Source organism: Micromonospora sp. NPDC048986 (assembly GCF_040649335.1).
Taxonomy (GTDB): Bacteria; Actinomycetota; Actinomycetes; order Mycobacteriales; family Micromonosporaceae; genus Micromonospora; species Micromonospora alfalfae.
The window spans coordinates 270,355-286,482 of record NZ_JBEZFJ010000005.1; the positions used below are offsets into that span (position 1 = coordinate 270,355).

The following is a 16,128-nucleotide window of genomic DNA, read 5'->3' on the forward strand; positions in this document are numbered from 1 at the left end:
CGACTCGGGCGGCTCTACCGGGTGGTGCTCGCCACGGCGCGGGAGCGCCACAGCAGCCAGACGAAGTACGGGGTGCCGATCATGGCGGTGACCAGGCCGGCGGGGATCTGGGCCGGCGCGATGACCGTCCGGCCGAAGGTGTCGGCGATGCTGACCAGCGCCGCGCCGAGCAGCGCGGCCACCGGGAGCACCCGGGAGTGCCGGCCGCCGACGAGCGCCCGCGCGGCGTGCGGGGCGACCAGACCGACGAAACCGATGACCCCGACGGCCGAGACGGCGGTGGAGGTGAGCAGCGCCGCCGCGCCGAGCGCGATCAACCGGGTGCGTTCCAGCCGGACACCCAGCACGCGGGGGGTGTCGTCGTCCAGCGCCATCAGGTCGAGCTCCCGGCGGGCGGCGACAACCGCCGGGGTGAGCACCAGCAGGGCGATCAGCACTGGCAGCACCTGGGTGGGCGTCCGACCGTAGGTGGAGCCGGACAGCCAGGTCAACGCCTTCCCGGTGTTCCACGGGTCGAAGGCCACCACCAGGTAGGTGATGACCGCCATGCCGCCCTGCCAGGCCCCGAAGCCGATCAGCACCAGCCGGTCGGAGCTCAGTCCGCCGCGCCAGGCCAGGCCGTAGACCAGCGCGAACGCCAGCATCGCGCCGAGCCCGGCGACGCCGGAGACGGCCCACACCCCGGCCAGCGGCACGAAGGTGAGCAGGGAGACCGCCCCGAGCCCGGCGCCCGCTGTGATGCCGAGGATGCCGGGTTCGGCCAGCGGATTGCGGCAGACCGCCTGCACTGTGGTGCCGGCGACAGCGAGCGCCGCGCCGGCCAGGACCGCCGCGGCGACGCGCGGCCACCGCTGGTCCAGCACAAAGGTGTACGCGGGCCCGGTGGTGCCGTTGACCCAGTTGACGACGTCACCGAGCAGCACCCAGGTGTCACCGGCGAGCATGCCGACCGTCACGGCGCAGACGGTCAGGACGGCGGTGACGGCGACGACGACGCGGTGGAAGGCTGCGGAACGGACGGCCGCGTGCCCGCCCGGCGGACGGCGGGTGGGGCCGGCGTCGCGGTGCCGGCGGGCCAGCCAGATGAGGATCGCCGCGCCGAACACGGTGGTGACCACGCCGGTGGGGATGTCGACCCCGGCCTGCCCGCCCATCACGGCTCGCAGCAGCACGTCGGAGCCGAGCACGATGATGACCCCGGCGATGCCGGACAACGGCAGCAGGACGCGGTGCCGGTGCACCCCCGGCACCACCGGGGCGAGCAGCCGGACGATCACCGGTGCGCACAGGCCGACGAAGCCGACCGGGCCGGTGAGGGTGACTGCCGCGGCGGAGAGCAGCACGGCCAGCACCATGACGGTGAGCCGGGTGCGCCGCACGTCGAGGCCGAGCACTGTGGCGGTGTCGTCGCCGAGGGCGAGGATGTCGAGGCGGTGCCCGAGCAGCACGAGCACGACGACGGCGCCGACGATCACCGGGGCGAGTTGGGTGAGCGCGGTCAGGTCGCTCTGCACCAGCGAGCCGTTCCCCCAGGCGAACAGCCCGATGGTGGCCTGCTCGAACAGGAGCAGCAGCAGGGTGGTCACCGACCCGAGCGCCAGCGCGGTCGCCGAGCCGGCGAGGATCAGCCGGGTGGTGCCGGCCTGCCCACCCGAGGACATCGCCATCACCAGGCCGGCGGCGGCCAGCCCGCCGCAGAAGGCCAGGCCGCCGGCGGGCAGCGCGGGCAGTGCGAGGCCGAACGCGGCGACGGCGACGATCGCCAGGTGGGCGCCCGCGTTGACCGCGAGGGTGTCGGGGGACGCGAGCGGGTTGCGGGCGATCGACTGCAACGCCGCCCCGGCGAACCCGAGCGCCACGCCGATGGTGAGCCCGGCGAGCAGCCGGGGCAGCCGGGACGCGATCAGGACGCGGGCCGCCTCGTCGTCGGCGCCGGTCGTTAGGCGCAGCAGGTCGAGGGCGCCGACGTTCGAGGTGCCCTGGGTGAGGTGGACCGTGCCGACCACCAGCAGCAGCAGGATCGCGGCGACGAAGACGACGGCGATGCGGGGCACGGCCGGGCGTCCGCCCGGAGCCGGCCGGGTGGCCGGCTCCGGACGCGGGGGCGCGTTCAGCACGCTCACACCGTGTACGTCTTGACGAGTTCGTCGATGTACTGCTTGCCGGAGAGCGGACCGCCGAAGGTCCAGATGCCGTTGGGCATCCTGTGCAGGTTGCCCTTCCGCACGAAGGGCAGCGACGTCCAGATGGCGTTGCCGGCGAGGCCGTCGGCGAACACGTCGTCGCCGTCGGAGGCGTTGTAGAAGAGGTGCATGTTCGGGTCCTTCAGGACCGTCATGCCCTCGACGTCGGTCTGACCCAGGCCCCACACCTCGTCCGTCTTGCCGGTCCAGGCGTTGGTGAGGCCGAGTTGGATGCCGATCTGGGAGACCAGCGCGCCAGTGCCGAACATCCGGATGCTGACGGTGCTGCCCTCCTTCCAGCCGTCGGCGATGGCGAACGGACGGCCGGCGGCACCCGCGTCGGTGATCTTCTTCTTGCCGTCGGCGATGGCCGCGTCGAAGTCGGCGAGCAGCTTCTCCGCCTCGGTGGTCTTGCCGACCGCCTTCGCGATCATGTTGAGGTCGGTGCGCATCCGGGCGAGGTTGTCGGTGGCGTCACTGCCCTTGGCGACCACCACTGGCACGAACTTCTCCAGTTGACTGACGATGGCGCCGCCCCGGTCGTCCTCCATCACCACGAGATCGGGCTGGAGGGCGACGATCGCGTCGACGCTGGGTTCCCCGCGGACCCCGACGTCCTTGACGCCCGGATCGAGCTTCGCGGAGGTGACCCAGGTGCCGTAGCCCTTGGGGTCGGCGACACCGACGGGCATGACGCCGAGGCTGACCAGCAGTTCGACCTCGCCCCACTCAAGCCCGACGACCTTGGTCGCCGGCGTCTTGAGGGTGATCTCCTTGCCCCGGCTGTCGGTGACGGTGACCGGACCGCCGGACGCCGAGGCGGAGGCGTCGGGGGCCGCGGCGTTCTCGGTGGTGCCGCAGGCGCCGAGCGTCAGCGCGGCCACGACGGCGATGAGGGCTGTGAAACGGGTACGGGTCATGACGGTCTTTCTCTGCTGTGGATGGGGGTGTTCAGACCAGGGCGCGGATCTGGTGCCGCCCGACCGGCCGGGTGGTGACCAGTCCGTTGACCGGATCGGTGGTCACCTCGATGCGGATCCCGTATGTCTCGGTGAGGGCGTTCTCGGTGAACACCGTCGCCGGGGTGCCGGTGGCGCGGACCCGGCCCTGCTGCAACAGGACCACCTCGTCCGCCACGGCGGCTGCCTGGTTGAGGTCGTGCAGCACGACGCCGACGGCGACGCCGTGATCGTCCGCGAGGTCACGGACCAGGTCGAGGATCTCCACCTGGTAGCGCAGGTCGAGAAACGTGGTGGGTTCGTCGAGGAGCAGAACCGGGGTGTCCTGGGCGAGGCAGGTGGCCAACCAGACCCGCTGCAACTCGCCTCCGGAGAGTTCGTCGACGGGACGGTCGGCCATCGCGGTGACGCCGGTGACGTCCATGGCGCGTGCGATGGCGGCGGGACCGTCCGGGTCCTCGGTGCGCCAGCGCCCGCGGTAGGGGTGGCGGCCGTAGCCGACGACGTCGCGGACGGTGACCCCGCTGGGCACCGGCCGGCTCTGGGCGAGCAGGGTGACCCGCCGGGCGAACTCCCGGGCCGGGAGACCGGCGGCCGTGACGCCGTCGGCGAGATTCACGATTCCGGCCTCGATCGGGTGCAGCCGGGCCAGGGCCCGCAGCAGGGTGGACTTGCCGCTGCCGTTGGGCCCCACCAGTGCGGTGACGGCACCAGCGCGCAGGTTGATCACCGCACCGTGCACCACCGGCACACCGTGATAGCCCAGACGGAGGTCGACGCCGGACAGGCTGCGCTCCCCGTTGACCGACGCCAACTCGTTCTGCATGAGGTTAGGCTAACCTAACTGAATGCCGGCCTGTCAAGCCGGTCGCCGGACCGTGACAGGCCTGGCGTACCGGTGGTCGTCGGGTCAGTGCGCGCGTGGGGGATGCTGGGTCCGTGCACATCGCGACCCTCGGCCCACTCGCCGTCGACGGCCAGCCCGTTCGGGGTGAACGGCTCGCGGCGGTGCTCCGCGCGCTCCTCGACGCGCGGGGGCGGGCGGTCTCCGTGAGCCTGCTCATGGACGCCGTCTGGGACGGCGCGCCACCGGACGACGCGACCGGCGCCGTCCAGGCGCTCGTGTCCCGGGTACGCCGTCTCGGGCTGCCAGTTGTCGCGGTGCCGGGCGGATACCGCCTGCCCACCGAGCAGATCACCGTCGACGCGGTCGAGGCGCGCACGCTCGTCGATCAGGCCGGCACCATGCTCCGCTGCGGTGACGTCAGTGCCGCCCGCGGCCTGGCCGACCAGGCGCGGGCCCTGTTCCCCGAGGTGCCGGAGTTGGCCAGCGCCGAGGACACCCGCCTGTTCGCGGAGGTCGCCGCGCTGCGCGCGCAGGCGGCACTCGCCGGCGTGGGCCCGTTCGACGAGGTCGACCTGCGCCGACTCGCCGCCCGGACACCGCCGGACGAGCCGTCCGCCGCCCTGCTCGTCCGGGTGCTCGCCGCGCAGGGACGGGAGGCGCAGGCGCTGGAGGTCGTCGAGCGGCTGCGCGTCGACCTGGCCGACCGCTACGGCACCGACCCGTCGCCCGTGATCACGGGCGTCCACCTGGCGTTGCTGCGCGGTGAACTCACCGCACCACCCGTCGCGGCGCCGCCCCGGCAACAGGCGCGGATCACGCTGCCCGCCGCGTGGCGCCGCCCCATGGCCGCCCTCGTGGGGCGCGAGCGGGACGTCAAGGCCGTCACCGACGCGCTCGCCGAGACACCCGTCGTGACGGTCGTGGCGACCGGCGGGGCGGGCAAGACCCGGCTCGCCGCCGAGGTGGCCAGACGTACGGCAGCGGGTGGGCAGGCGGTCCGCGTGATCGAACTCGCTGGCCTGCGTTCGCCCGACGAGGTGCTGCCCACTGTGCTCGCCGCGCTCGGCGGTGCGGACACCACGGCGACCGGCGGCAACCTGGGCCTGGAGCGGCGGGTCCTCAGCCCCGAGGAGCGGCTGCGCGCCGTGGCGCCGGACCTCGACGGGCTGGTGGTGCTGGACAACTGCGAGCACGTGCTCGACGCGGTGGCGGTCGTCGTCGCGGACCTGGTCGCGGCGGCCTCGCCGGAGGTCGCGGTGCTCGCGACGAGCCGTGCCCCACTGGGCCTGGTCGGCGAGCTGGTGCACCGGCTGACCGCGTTGCCGGACGCCGACGCGCTCGCGCTGGTCGAGTCCCGGGCGCGGGCCGGTGGCGCCGTGCCGACCTGGGACACCGAGCGGGCGCTCGCCCTGTGCCACCGGCTCGACAACCTGCCGTTGGCCCTCGAACTGGCCGCCGCGCGACTGCGGCACATGCCGATCGACGACGTGCTCGCCGGGCTGACCGACCGGTTCGCGCTGCTCGACGACGCACTGCGCGGCCTGCCCGAGCGGCACGCGAGCCTGTGGGCGCTGGTCGACTGGAGCAGGGAACTGCTCGCCGAAGCCGACCGTGACCTGCTCCAGCGGGTCGCTGTCATCCCCGCGCCGTTCACAGCGGACCTCGCCGCCGCCGTCGCGCAGGCACCGGACGTCCGTCGCGGCCTGGCGACCCTCGTCGAACAGTCCCTGTTGACACTGGTCGACGGGGACGGTCCGCCGCGCTACCGGATGCTCGAAACGGTCCGTGAGTACGGCGAGGCCCGGCTGGACGCGGCCGGTGCCCGGGATCAGGCCATGGCCGGCCTGGTCCGGTGGGCGCGGGAGCAGGCCGTCGCGCTGGCCGCCCGCTTCATCGGCCCCGGCCAGGTCGAGGCGCTGCACCGGTGCGCCGCCGAGCAGGACAACCTGGTCGCCGGCCTGCGGTGGGCAATGGGAGCGGACGACGAGCCCGCCGCCGTCGACATCGCCACAGCGCTGTTCCACCTCTGGTCGGTGCGGGGCCTGCACCTGGAGGTCCTCGCCTGGGCGCGCGGGCTGCTGCACATCGACGACCCGCAGCGGCGGCTGCGGTCGGCGATCCTGCGCGGCGCGGCCAGCGGCCGGCCACTGCCCAACGCCGACCGGCTGGCCTGGATGTGCGTGGTGATCAGCGTGAACGCCGGCGTCAGCGCCGACCTGCGGCCCGCCGTGCTCGCCCGGCGGGCGCTACGGACCCTCCAGACCGAACGCCCCGACGAGGTGTCGTCCCGGATGACCGCCCTCGCGTCGGCGCTGCCCGGCTTCGACGCGTCCGATTTGGAGCAGAGCCTGAAGAGCGCTACCGAGATGGTCGCGCACCCGGACCCGTACGTGCAGGGGCTGGGGCTGTTCGCGCGCGCGGCGGTACGGGAGAACGGCGGCCTGCCGGAAGCGTCGATCAGCGACGCCGAGGAGGCTTACCACCGCTTCGAGGCCGCCGGCGATCACTGGGGCATGGCGATGGCGGCGGGTGCGGTCGGGCAGTTCCTGGTCCCGGGCGGGGATGCCCGGTCGGCCGAGTGGCTGACCCGCAGCGTCCGGCACATGGAGCTGGTCGGCGCCACGCAGGACGCGCGGTCGATCCGGGTGCGGCTGGACGTGCAGCTCGCCCTGACCGGCGACGCGGAGGCGGAGCGGCGACTGGGCGAGACGGCCGCGCTGGGCCAGGCCGAGCAGATCGACGCCGCGCAGGCGCTACTCGGCCTGGCCCACCTCGCCTGGCAGCGTGAGCGGTACGACGAGGCGCTCGCCCGCGCCGACGAGGTGACACGGGTCCTCGCCGGCTGGGTCGGGCCGCAGCCACAGCCGCGCGTGATGCTCCGGGCCACTGCGGCGATCATCTACCTGCGGGTGGCCCAGGTCGGGCGGGTGTCGGGCACCGATGCCACCGTCCAGGCGGCCGCGATGCTGTCGCTCGCCCGCGACGATGCGCTGACCTCACGGGACCTGCCGGTGATCGGGGCGTGGGCGTCGGGCGGCGCGGAGTTCGCGGCGTACCGCGGTGACGTCGACACCGCCCGCGAACTGGCGGTGCTCGCGAAGCGGATCGGCACCCAGATCGAGATGTTCTTCCCCTTTGAGAACGGCGAACGGCTCAACGCCATCCTCGGCAGCGAGGAGCAGCGTGAGCCGTTGCTGGCCGCGTGGCGCGAGCGGCCACCCGCCGCGGCCGTCAGCCGGGTCCGCGAGCTGATGGACGACCTGCTCGCATAGGTCAGATCTTCTTGCGGTACGCCCGCAGGGCCAGCGGCATGAACACCGCGACGAAGCCGGCGCACCAGGCGAGCGTCCACCACACGTGGTTGCCCAGTGGGGTGCCGAGGAACAGGCCACGGACCGAGGCCACCAGGTGGGTCATCGGGTTGACGTCCACGAACGCCTGCATCCAGCCCGGCAGGGTGTCGGCGCCGACGAACACGTTGGACGCGAAGCTCAGCGGCATGATCAGCGCGAACATCACACCCTGCACGGCACCCGCGGTCCGCACCTTCATCGACACCAGCACCGGCAGCCAGCTCAGGCAGAGCGCGAACAGCACCGCCAGCAGACACCCGGCGATCGCCCGGAACGGGTCGGTGTCGATCCGGAAACCCATCACGTAGCCGATCGCGAGGGTCGACACGGTGACGATGACGTACCTGACGACGTCGCCGAGGACCGCGCCGACAAGTGGTGCGGAGCGGGGGATCGGCAACGATCGGAACCGGTCGAAGATGCCCTTGGCGATGTCGGTGTTGAGGTTGACGCCGATCGCGATGGCGCCGGTCGCGATCGTCTGCGCCAGGATGCCGGGCAGCAGGAACTGCAGGTAGTCGTGGGTGGAGCCGGCGACGGCGCCGCCGAAGACGTACACGAAGATGATGAGGAACAGCACCGGTTGCAGTGTGACGTCGATGAGCGCCTCGGGTGTACGCCAGGTCTTGATGAGGCTGCGCTTGGCGAGCGCCAACGAGTGCCGGACCAGTCGGAACGGCCGAGGGTTCGGCGTGGTTGTCGACAGTGCGCGGCTTCGCGTGGGCGCGGTGTCGGTCAGAGTGCTCATGCCGCGACCTCCGTGGGGCGGGTGGTGGTGTCGTCAACGGATGCCGTACGTCCGGTGAGGGTGAAGAACACCTCGTCGAGGCTCGGCAGGTGCAGGGAGAGCTCGGTGACCGCGATGCCGGCCGTGGCGAACCGCGCGACGCTCTCGGTGAGGGCCGCGTCGTCGGTGACCGGCACCGCGAGCACGCCCTTGCGGATCTCGTCGGCCTGCGCGCCGGACCCGACCTGGGTCAGGATCTGCGCGGTGCGGGGCAACTGCGCCGGATCCGACGGTCGGACCTCCAGGGTCTGCCCGCCGACCACCCGCTTGAGCCCTTCGGGCGTGTCGTGCGCGATGACCCGGCCATGGTCGATCACCGTGATCGCGTCGGCGAGCGCGTCGGCCTCCTCCAGGTACTGGGTGGTGAGCAGCACCGTCGAACCGTTGTTGACAAGCGAACGGACGACGTCCCACATGTCCTCGCGCTTGGCCGGGTCGAGCCCGGTCGTCGGCTCGTCCAGGAAGATCACGTCGGGCGAGCCGACGAGGCTGGCGGCCAGGTCCAGCCGTCGCCGCATGCCGCCGGAGTAGGTCTTGGCCGGACGGTTCGCGGCATCGGTCAGGTCGAACCAGTCGAGCAGTTCGGCGGCCCGCCGCCGGGCACCGGCGCGCCCCAGCTCCAGCAGGGTGCCGAACAGCTCCAGGTTCTGCCGCCCGGTCAGGTCCTCGTCGACCGAGGCGTACTGGCCGGTGAGGCCGATGCTCTGCCGAACGCGCTCGGCGTCCCGTACCACGTCGAAACCGCTGATTCGGGCGGTCCCGCCGTCCGGGGTGAGCAGGGTGGAGAGGATGCGCACGGCGGTGGTCTTACCGGCGCCGTTGGGTCCGAGCACCCCGAGCACCGTCCCACGGGGTACGGCGAGGTCCACGCCCTGCAGCGCCCTCGTCTTCCCAAACGTCTTCACGAGGCCCTCGGCCTCGATCACCAGGTCAGCTGTCATGCGTCGAGTCTGCGCGGGCCCGCTGACACCGCCCTGACACGCCACCGACACGGGCCGACAGCGTCTGACACCGGGGCCGAGAGCGCGGGCGGTCAGATCCACACCGATGGTCGGCGTCACGATATGCTGGCCACGGCAGAGCGCCTGCCAGCGCCCGATGTGGTGGCCCACGCCTGACCGCATGCCTGGGGCCAAGAGTCTCCGACTCCGCGCCGATGTGTCGACTTCCGGCGTGCCGGTCACGTCGCCCGTTCGGTGGAGTGCGTGGGGCTGCACCGGAGGCGTCATGTCTGATCCCATCCCCCGACGGACCCCGGCCCCGGGACGCGCCCGCAAGCGCGCCATCCGGGAGCATGCAGCGCTGGCTGGCGTTGCCTACTCGGAGGCGGCCCGGCAACTCGACACGGTCGGTCTCCGGCCCGGCGAAACACTCTCCCGGTACGGGCGGACGATCTATCCGATCGGGTTCGACCCGCATCGCCAACTGCTCGTCGAACGCCGTGAGCGGCGGTCGTTCGAGGAGCGGGTGTCGGACACCAGGCGCGCCGCTGCCCTGCCTCATGGCCGCGCGCAGCACCTCGTCGAGCGGTTCCCGCCCAGCCGGGGGCGTCCCGGCAGCGGGGTGGGCCCGCTCTATCACGGCGAGGGCAGCGAGGAACTGCTCGCGATGCTGTACGTCGTGATCGTGGCCGATTCGCCAGGGTTGCTGCCCGAGGTGGGGGACCTCGCCTGGATCGCGGAACTCGGCGAGGACACAGCGCTCGACACGGCCTGCGCCGAAATCGACCGCGAGGCCCGCCGCCTGCTCGACCAGGAGCCCCTGGCCCTCTGGTCGAGCATCCAGAAGGCGCTGACCGTGGCCGAACGCAGCGTGGACGGGCTGGTCCGCCAGGAGGCGATCCGGCAGACCGCGCTGCTGAGCACGATGATGACGCCGCGACTGGGATACGCGGGTGAGCCGTGGGTTCCGGGGTTGCCCGTCGCCGGGGTCCGGCAGATCCTCGACGCGCTGCTCATCGTCGCCGACGACGGACACGCGCCGGGCACCCGGGTACGCCTGATCACGCAGCCGCAGGACGCGCGGTCGGCCACGATCGTCGGTGCCCGGTGGGGTTCCTCCGGTCCGCCGGTGGGCTATCTCGTGTGGCTCGACGGAGCGACAGCGCCGCTGTCGGCCCGCCCGGACGACCTGATTGTCCTGGCCGACCAGGAGACCACTCCGCGTTGAGCCACGATCTCCGACCATCGGTCCGAACCAGCACACCACCTCGTCGATCATGGAGTTGTGGTGGGCCACAAAAGTCGTTAAAGGTGCTACTTCAGGCACCACAACTCCATGATCCACGAGTCCAGCCCGCCCACGAGCCGCGATCTTGCGCTTTCTGTCCCGACACACTGTCGGCGACCGAAAGTGCAAGATCGGGCGGGTGCGGGTGCGGGTGCGGGTGCGGGTGCGGGCCGGCCGGGCTCCCTCGCGAGGGAGCCCGGCCGGTGCGATCGACGCCGTCGTAGAGCTGTCCGGAGCGCAGCGGGGGGAGGTGCTGCGGCGGGAGAGGTACGGACGGCGTGACCGCGCTCCGCGCGGTGGTCCACCTGCTCAGCTCGGTAGGCGGCCCCGCGTGGAGACGAAGTGGTACGACATGACGGCGAAGCCGGGGTCACTGAGCAGCCGCCGGAAGGCGTGCAGTTGCTGGGGTGACAGCCCGGCCGCCAGCAGGTCCGGCTCCAACTGGCGGGAGTTGGTCTCGTAGAGCGACGTTCCGGTCGATCCGCCGGCCCAGCTCTGCGAGTGCGTGATGGTGTCCAGGTCGGTCAGACCGGCGAGAGCCATCTCGGTGTGTACGTCCTGCGCCCAGCCCAGGTCAGCGCCGTGGTCCTCCAGGACACCCATCATGGCGTCCATGACCTGCGCGAAGAGCTTCGCGGCGTCGTCGCTGGGCGCGGTCAGCACCCGCTGCGGCGCGGTGCAGTCGAACTCCTCGACCACCAGCCACCCGCCGGGCGCGAGCGCGCCGGTGAGCGTGCGCAGGACCCGTCGTCGATCGGGGAGGTGCAGCAGCACCAGCCGGGCGTGGATCAGGTCGAACGCGTCCCCGGGTGGCGGTTCGGTGCGCACGTCGTGCTGGCGTACGTGCAGGTTGCCCTCGGCCACGAGGTGGGTGGGGTCGATGTCGGTGGCCAGCACGTGGCCGTCGTCGCCGACAGCGCGGGCCATCCGCCGGGCCATCGAGCCGCCACCCGCCCCGACCTCCCAGCAGGTGGCGCCCGGCTCCAGCACCGGACGGGCCAGCCGACGCGTCGTGATCGGATCCAGGAAGGACTCCAGGGCGTGCATCTGGGGCACGGCGTCCGGTGCGCCGTTGTCGAACGTGTACGTGTCATCGCTCGTAGCTGTTGTCATCGGTGTCTACCTCTCCATGAAGGGTCGGGTGACTACGGGGTGTCGGCCCAGAGCCGAGGGGTCGGTCGGTTGGCCGGGGGTGGCGCAACGGCGGCGACGCTCAACATCGCCGCCAGTGGGGCCGGATCGCGGCGGGCCTCCGCCGTCGGCCGGTCGTACACCACCCGGCCGTACTCCAGCACCGCCACCCGGTCCGCGAGCTCGATGGCGTGCTGGAGTTGCTGCTCCACGAGCAGCACGGTCAGGCCGTCGGCGGCGAGGCCGTTGACGAGTTCGCGGACCCGCGCCGCCAGGTCGGGCGAGAGCCCCTCACATGGTTCGTCGAGCAGCAGCACCCGGGGCTGGCCGAGCAGCGCACGGGCTATCGCCAGCATCTGCTGCTCACCGCCGGAGAGTTCGCAGCCGCGGTGTCGCAGCCGCACCGCCAGCCTCGGCAACAGTTCCAGGGTCCGGGCTACCGTCCAGCCCTCGCCGCCGGAGGTGGGGGCCCGCCACGGCGCGGCCGCCAGGTGCAGGTGCTCGGCCACCGTCAACCGGGAGAAGACCCGTCGGCCCTGCGGGACGAGACCCACACCGGACTGGGCGATGCGATGCGGTTGCCGGCCGGCGACGTGCACACCGCCGATCTCGACGCGACCGCTGGACGCCCGCACCAGGCCGGCGATGGTGTGCACGAGTGTGCTCTTGCCCGCCCCGTTGCGGCCCACCACGGCCTGGATGCTGCCCGGGCGTACCCGCAGGCTGACCTCGTGCAGGACGATTCCCCCGCCGTAGCCGGCGCAGAGACGATCCACAGTGAGCATCAGGCCACCCCGTCGGCGTAGGCCTGCCGCACCAGCGGCGAGGTACGGATCTCGTCAGGTGTGCCGGCGGCCAGCGTCTGACCGTCGCGCAGCACGGTAACCGTGTCGGAGAGGGCGTACACCAGGTCCAGTCGGTGTTCGACCAGCAACACGGCGACCGCCCGGGGCAGCGCCTGGAGCAACTCGACCAGCCGGCCGACCTCGACGGCGGACAACCCGGCCGCCGGTTCGTCGAGGAGCAGTAGGCGGGGGCGACCGGCCAGGGCCATCGCGATCTCCAACTGGCGTCGTTGCCCGTGCGCGAGGTGCCCGGCGGGCACCGTCGCGACGGCGGTGAGCCCCATCTGATCCAGCAGCGGACCGGCCAGGCGTTGTGCGGCGCGTCGGCGTCCGCCCGGCCACCACGAGCGGCGCGGGATGATCCGTGGCAGCGCGGCCACCACGACGTTCTCCGTCGCGGTGAGCGTCGGAAAGACCGCGGGTCGTTGGTGGATGCGGTTGATGCCCCGCCGGGCCCGGGCTGCCGGGCCGAGTCGAGCGACGTCCCGTCCGTCGAACCGCACCGTGCCGCGTTGCGGCCTGGTGGACCCGCCGAGCACGTTGAGCAGGGTCGTCTTGCCGGCCCCGTTCGGGCCGATCAACGCGTGCCGCTGGCCGTCGTGGATGCACAGGTCCACGCCGTCGAGCGCGGCGAGCGAGCCGTACCGCACGCTGATCTCCTGGGCTTCCAACAGGCCGGTCATCGGTGCAACTCCGCAACGGTGGCCTGATCAGGGGCGGCTGGCCGGTCCGGCCGCAGCGTCGGGACGCCCGGCGGGCGCAGCCGACCCCGGGCCCGGTCGACGCCGGTGGGCAGCAGGTAGACAGTCGCCACGAACAGCGCGCCCAGCACCAGTGGCGCGTGGCCGGGCAGCACCCCGAACAGCCAGTCCCGGACGGCGATGACCAACGCCGCACCCACCAGAGCGCCACCCACCGAGGCGGTGCCACCGATGACGACACCGAGCAGCAGCAGCGCGGACGTGTCGAAGCCGAAGTCGGCGGGGGAGATGTACTGCTGGGCGACGACCAGGAGCGAGCCGGCGGCACCGGCGATCGCCCCGGCGGCGATGTGCGCGCCGGACAGGTGCAGCGCCACCCGGTGTCCGCTGGCCCGCAGCCGCGTCTCGTCGTCGCGGCCGGCACGCAGCACCAGCCCGGCCCGGGTACGCAGCAGCACCAGCACCGCGCCGACCAGCGTGGCCACGACGGCCAGGGCGTACAGGTAACGGGCCTGATCGTCGGCCAGGGCCGGGAGCCCCCAGAACGGGCGGACCGCGGGGATGCCGGCCAGTCCGTCCGTGCCACCGGTCACCGACCGCCACCGCCCCAGGACGATGACGACGAGTTCACCGACGGCCAGGGTGATCATCAGGACGATCACCCCTCGGGCGTGCACGACGAGCGGCACTGTGAGCGCGGCCAGCAGCGCCCCTGCGGCCGCCGCGACGACGAGCTGCACGACGCCGACGTCGGAGACCCGGCTGCCGACCACGGCGCACGCGTAGGCGCCGGCCGCGTACGGTGCGGTCTGGCCGAGGGTGGGCATGCCGGCGACGCCGGTGAGCAGGGCCACGCTCACCCCGACCAGTGCCAGCGCCAGCGTCCGGGCGAGGATCGCCGTGGTGTAGTCGTCGACCATCCAGGGCGCCGCGACCAGGCCGACCAGGACCAGCGCCGCGATGCCGCCCCGAACCCGCCGGATCACCTCGCCTCTCATGCCGTCCTCCACCTGCCGGCCAGGCCGCGCGCCCGCACGGCCAGCACTGCCGCCATGGCGGCGAACAGCAGGAACGGCGCGGCGGACGGCAGCAGCGCCACTCCCAGCGTCTGGATCTCGCCGATCGCGAGCGCGGCCAGCAGGGTGCCCGCCATCGACCCGAGACCACCGAGGACGACCACCACCAGGGAGAGCAGCAGCACCGTGTCGGCGGTGCCGGTGCCGGGGCCGATGATGGGCGCGCCCAGGACTCCGGCCGCGCCGGCCAGCGCACCGGCGGCGGCGAGCACACCGGCCCGGATCCGTGCCGGACTCACGCCCAGACAGGCGACCATCTCCGGGTCGTCGACGGCCGCCCGGACCAGCATCCCGGCCCTGGTGCGTCGCACCACCAGGTAGAGGGCGACGGCGAGCACGGCGGCGACGACGATGAAGACCAACCGGTACGCGGCGTAGCGGTGACCGGCGACCATCACCGACCCCTCCAGGGCCGCGGGCACCTGAACCTGCGGATTGTCGGGCCCGAAGCCGGCGACGAGCAGGCTGCCGCCGGCCAGCGCCACCCCGAACGTCAACAGCGCCTGACTCAGGTGATTGCCGGTGGCGACCGGTGTGAGCAGGCCGGCCAGGAGCACCCCCGTCGCGGCGGCGGCCAGCACCCCGATCGCCAGCGCCAACGCCAAGCTCGCCCAGCCGCCGTCGAGCAGCGCCGCGGCGGTGTACCCGCCGATCGCGTAGAGCAGGCCGTGCGCCAGGTTGAGGATGTTGGCGACGCCGAAACAGAAGACCAGGCCCGACGCGGCGACGAACACGAGCAGCCCGTAGGCGACTCCGTCCAACGCCGGGATCAGGTACGGGTCGATCCGGTTCGTGCCGGCCGCCACAGCTATCACCGGCCGACGGTCGCGAGGTCACCCACGACGGTGTTGGACAGCGCCCGGCCGTCCTGGCGGACCTGCCGCAGGTACCACTTCTGCACCGGTGAGTGCGTGGTGGTGGAGAACTGCCAGGTGCCGCGCGGGCTGGCGATCTGACCGAGTTGGCCGATGGCGGTGTTGATGGCCTCGGGGGTCGGGTCGCTTCCGGCGGCGCCGATCGCCCGGTCCAGCACCGCCGCCGCGTCGTACGAGGCCAGCGCGTAGGTCGTCGGGGAACCGTCGTGCTTCGCCTTCCACGCGGCCACGAAGGCGCGGTTCTCCGCGTTGTCGAGGTCGGGCGAGTAGTTGAGCACCGAGTAGATGTCGCGGGCGGCCTCGCCCTGCGCGTTGAGCACGCCGCCCTCGGTGAGGAACCCGGCCGCGTACAACGGGATGTCCTTGATCTCGGACTGCGCGTACTGCTTCACGAAGTCGACAGCGGCGCTGCCGGCGTAGAAGGTGTAGACGGCCGCCGCTCCCGATGCCTTGATGCGGGCGAAGTACGGGAGGAAGTTGGTGGTGGCCGGGAACGGCGTGAAGGTCGTCTTGCCGTCGGCGTTCGCGAGCTTCCCACCGATCTTGCCGAACGCGTCGGTGAAGCCGCGCAGCTCGTCCCAACCGCCCTGGTAGTCCGGGCCGATCGCGTACACGGAGCCCTTCACGTTGTCGCGGACGTGCTGGGCGATCGCCGCCCCGGGCTCGTCGGAGAGGTACGAGGTGTGCCAGACCCGGGAGACGTCCTTGAGTTCCGGCCTGCCGTTGGAGCCGACCAGCGGCACCTTGGTCTCGTTGAGCACCGGGGTGACCCCGGCGACCGAGCCGCCACCGACGATGCCGGTCAGCGCGGACACCCGGTCCTGCTTGAGCAGCTTGGTCGCGGCCGGGACGGCGGTCTGCGCGCCGTTGCCCTCGTCCGCGACGACGAGGTCCACCTTCCGGCCGCCCAACTTGCCGTCGTGGGTGTCCAGGTAGAGCTGGAAGCCGTCGCGGATCTCCGTGCCGACCGCCTGGTACGTCCCGGACAGCGACGCGAGCAGGCCGATCTTTATCGAGCCGCCGGCGCTCGTGCCCGGAGCGTCGTCGCCGCAGGCCGTGCTGGTGGTCAACACGGCGGCGAGCAGCGCGGCGGTGAGGGCACGGCTGCGCCAAGGCGTGGTGAGAGGCATGTCTAACTCCAG

General features: G+C 72.6%; 13 protein-coding genes. 2 read left to right on the forward strand and 11 right to left on the reverse strand.

The window, feature by feature from the left end; all coding sequences use genetic code 11:
* Window positions 1-14: 14 nt before the first annotated feature.
* Genes AB0B94_RS13505 through AB0B94_RS13515 form a run of 3 tightly spaced genes read right to left on the reverse strand, consistent with a single transcriptional unit; the run spans window position 15 to window position 3,968 of the window.
* On the reverse strand, window positions 15-2,114 hold the full coding sequence (locus AB0B94_RS13505) for an iron ABC transporter permease (RefSeq protein WP_357276760.1): 2,100 nt from the start codon (window positions 2,112-2,114) through the stop codon (window positions 15-17).
* 5 nt (window positions 2,115-2,119) lie between these two features.
* Window positions 2,120-3,103: an iron-siderophore ABC transporter substrate-binding protein gene (locus AB0B94_RS13510; RefSeq protein ID WP_357276191.1), complete on the reverse strand. Its 984-nt coding sequence runs from the start codon at window positions 3,101-3,103 to the stop codon at window positions 2,120-2,122.
* A gap of 31 nt (window positions 3,104-3,134) precedes the next feature.
* Window positions 3,135-3,968, reverse strand: a complete 834-nt coding sequence (locus AB0B94_RS13515) for an ABC transporter ATP-binding protein (protein ID WP_357276198.1) — start codon at window positions 3,966-3,968, stop codon at window positions 3,135-3,137.
* Window positions 3,969-4,081: 113 nt separating this feature from the next.
* On the opposite strand from AB0B94_RS13515, the gene AB0B94_RS13520 reads away from it, so the two are divergent.
* Window positions 4,082-7,261, forward strand: coding sequence for a BTAD domain-containing putative transcriptional regulator (locus AB0B94_RS13520; RefSeq protein WP_357276204.1), 3,180 nt, complete (start codon window positions 4,082-4,084; stop codon window positions 7,259-7,261).
* 1 nt (window position 7,262) lies between these two features.
* Here the strand turns inward: AB0B94_RS13520 and AB0B94_RS13525 are convergent, their stop codons facing one another.
* A complete protein-coding gene (locus tag AB0B94_RS13525) occupies window positions 7,263-8,090 on the reverse strand; it encodes an ABC transporter permease (RefSeq protein WP_238668465.1) in 828 nt (275 codons plus the stop codon).
* Window positions 8,087-9,070, reverse strand: a complete 984-nt coding sequence (locus tag AB0B94_RS13530; protein ID WP_357276214.1) for an ATP-binding cassette domain-containing protein — start codon at window positions 9,068-9,070, stop codon at window positions 8,087-8,089. Before AB0B94_RS13530 ends, AB0B94_RS13525 begins: the two co-directional genes overlap by 4 nt.
* 286 nt (window positions 9,071-9,356) lie before the next feature.
* On the opposite strand from AB0B94_RS13530, the gene AB0B94_RS13535 reads away from it, so the two are divergent.
* Window positions 9,357-10,298: a hypothetical protein gene (locus tag AB0B94_RS13535; protein WP_357276220.1), complete on the forward strand. Its 942-nt coding sequence runs from the start codon at window positions 9,357-9,359 to the stop codon at window positions 10,296-10,298.
* 369 nt (window positions 10,299-10,667) lie between these two features.
* Here the strand turns inward: AB0B94_RS13535 and AB0B94_RS13540 are convergent, their stop codons facing one another.
* The 6 genes from AB0B94_RS13540 to AB0B94_RS13565 are packed head-to-tail and all read right to left on the reverse strand — an operon-like array spanning window position 10,668 to window position 16,116.
* Entirely contained in the window at window positions 10,668-11,471 is an 804-nt protein-coding gene (locus AB0B94_RS13540; protein ID WP_357276224.1) for a methyltransferase domain-containing protein, read from the reverse strand.
* A 32-nt stretch (window positions 11,472-11,503) separates the two neighbouring features.
* Window positions 11,504-12,274, reverse strand: a complete 771-nt coding sequence (locus tag AB0B94_RS13545; protein WP_238668461.1) for an ABC transporter ATP-binding protein — start codon at window positions 12,272-12,274, stop codon at window positions 11,504-11,506.
* Window positions 12,274-13,017: an ABC transporter ATP-binding protein gene (locus AB0B94_RS13550; protein WP_357276229.1), complete on the reverse strand. Its 744-nt coding sequence runs from the start codon at window positions 13,015-13,017 to the stop codon at window positions 12,274-12,276. Before AB0B94_RS13550 ends, AB0B94_RS13545 begins: the two co-directional genes overlap by 1 nt.
* A complete protein-coding gene (locus AB0B94_RS13555) occupies window positions 13,014-14,033 on the reverse strand; it encodes a branched-chain amino acid ABC transporter permease (protein ID WP_357276234.1) in 1,020 nt (339 codons plus the stop codon). The genes AB0B94_RS13550 and AB0B94_RS13555 overlap by 4 nt, the downstream gene beginning before the upstream one ends.
* On the reverse strand, window positions 14,030-14,926 hold the full coding sequence (locus AB0B94_RS13560) for a branched-chain amino acid ABC transporter permease (RefSeq protein WP_357276238.1): 897 nt from the start codon (window positions 14,924-14,926) through the stop codon (window positions 14,030-14,032). Before AB0B94_RS13560 ends, AB0B94_RS13555 begins: the two co-directional genes overlap by 4 nt.
* Complete coding sequence (locus AB0B94_RS13565) at window positions 14,923-16,116, reverse strand: ABC transporter substrate-binding protein (protein ID WP_357276242.1); 1,194 nt, start codon at window positions 16,114-16,116, stop codon at window positions 14,923-14,925. The genes AB0B94_RS13560 and AB0B94_RS13565 overlap by 4 nt, the downstream gene beginning before the upstream one ends.
* Window positions 16,117-16,128: the final 12 nt, after the last annotated feature.

Bases quoted from the DNA above. Each gene is read 5' to 3' on its own strand.
- AB0B94_RS13510 (WP_357276191.1), bottom strand. From the start codon at position 3,103: ATGACCCGTACCCGTTTCACAGCCCTCATCGCCGTCGTGGCCGCGCTG.
- AB0B94_RS13515 (WP_357276198.1), bottom strand. From the start codon at position 3,968: ATGCAGAACGAGTTGGCGTCGGTCAACGGGGAGCGCAGCCTGTCCGGC.
- AB0B94_RS13525 (WP_238668465.1), bottom strand. From the start codon at position 8,090: ATGAGCACTCTGACCGACACCGCGCCCACGCGAAGCCGCGCACTGTCG.
- AB0B94_RS13530 (WP_357276214.1), bottom strand. From the start codon at position 9,070: ATGACAGCTGACCTGGTGATCGAGGCCGAGGGCCTCGTGAAGACGTTT.
- AB0B94_RS13535 (WP_357276220.1), top strand. From the start codon at position 9,357: ATGTCTGATCCCATCCCCCGACGGACCCCGGCCCCGGGACGCGCCCGC.
- AB0B94_RS13540 (WP_357276224.1), bottom strand. From the start codon at position 11,471: ATGACAACAGCTACGAGCGATGACACGTACACGTTCGACAACGGCGCA.
- AB0B94_RS13545 (WP_238668461.1), bottom strand. From the start codon at position 12,274: ATGCTCACTGTGGATCGTCTCTGCGCCGGCTACGGCGGGGGAATCGTC.
- AB0B94_RS13550 (WP_357276229.1), bottom strand. From the start codon at position 13,017: ATGACCGGCCTGTTGGAAGCCCAGGAGATCAGCGTGCGGTACGGCTCG.
- AB0B94_RS13555 (WP_357276234.1), bottom strand. From the start codon at position 14,033: ATGAGAGGCGAGGTGATCCGGCGGGTTCGGGGCGGCATCGCGGCGCTG.
- AB0B94_RS13565 (WP_357276242.1), bottom strand. From the start codon at position 16,116: ATGCCTCTCACCACGCCTTGGCGCAGCCGTGCCCTCACCGCCGCGCTG.